This is a genomic window from Salinicola sp. (genome assembly GCF_982684285.1).
In genome coordinates this window covers 1-1160 of the sequence record NZ_CEXLVS010000502.1, presented here as the reverse complement: position 1 = coordinate 1160, position 1160 = coordinate 1, and the positions used below count along the sequence as shown (strand labels likewise).

Sequence of the window (1160 nt, the reverse complement as noted above, 5' to 3'; positions counted from 1 at the left end):
TATCGCTTGATCTAATAAGCTTAATGCGTCACGCATACTACCATCAGCGGCACGAGCAATTTCTGTTAAAGCTTCTTGTTCAAATTCAACAGATTCTTGCTGCAGAATGTTGGCTAAGTGGCCTGATATTTGTGTGACATCTAGTCTACGCAAATTAAATTGTAAACACCGAGATAGAATAGTAACCGGTAGTTTTTGTGGATCAGTAGTAGCAAATAAAAACTTAACGTGAGGTGGAGGTTCTTCCAATGTTTTTAGTAGCGCATTGAAACTACTAGTCGATAGCATATGCACTTCATCAATCAGATAAACCTTATAGCGCCCTCTACTAGGAGCATATTGCACGTTATCTAATAGTTCACGCGTGTCATCAACTTTAGTTCGCGATGCCGCATCCACTTCGATTAAATCAACGAAGCGCCCTGCATCTACTTCTTGGCAGCTTTGACATTCGCCACAAGGGGTGGAACTAACGCCTTGTTCACAATTGAGAGATTTAGCCAGAATTCTAGCGAGTGTAGTTTTGCCGACACCGCGGGTACCTGCAAATAAAAAAGCATGGTGTAAACGGTCTTGATCGAGACCATTAATGAGGGCTCGGAGAACGTGTTGCTGACCGATGACTTCAGAAAAGTTTTTAGGTCGCCATTTGCGAGCAAGAACTAAATAACTCATATACCTAACCATAATTGGGCGATAACCCACACCAGCCAAATCTCGGCGCTCGAGTCCGAAGGCTCCGCTGCTCCCTTCCGGGTCTGACGGGCTGACCAACATATCGTCGCGAGGAGACCAGCACGGGCCACCATAGAAAGCGTAATTCTAAGTGTTTTTGACTTTTTCTGCTATGCCTTTTTAGCATCTAAAGTTATTTTTAAGCTTGTAGTTACAAGAATTATATTTAGTCATTTACACATTTACTGGTATGACAATGACTTAGCTTAAATTATTAAAATATTGGCGGAGAGCAAGGGATTCGAACCCTTGATAGGGATAAACCTATACACACTTTCCAGGCGTGCGCCTTCAGCCGCTCGGCCAGCTCTCCTAAGGGGCCGAAAGAGTACCTTAGATTTCCTCTCCTGGCAATATTGTTGATTCGACAGATTCGACAGATTCGACAGATTCGACAGATTCGACAGATTCGACAGATTCGACAG

The 1160-nt window shown here is 43.5% G+C and carries 1 protein-coding gene, 1 tRNA gene and 1 other RNA gene; all 3 read right to left on the bottom strand.

Features of this window, described 5'->3' with window-relative positions:
• Positions 1-675: DNA polymerase III subunit gamma/tau (gene dnaX / locus AC3AYF_RS21470; protein ID WP_487780495.1), on the bottom strand; the 675-nt coding region annotated here is incomplete at its 3' end.
• 26 nt (positions 676-701) lie between these two features.
• Positions 702-798, bottom strand: an RNA gene (gene ffs, locus AC3AYF_RS21465) — signal recognition particle sRNA small type.
• A gap of 160 nt (positions 799-958) precedes the next feature.
• Positions 959-1048 (bottom strand) — tRNA-Ser (locus AC3AYF_RS21460).
• Positions 1049-1160: the final 112 nt, after the last annotated feature.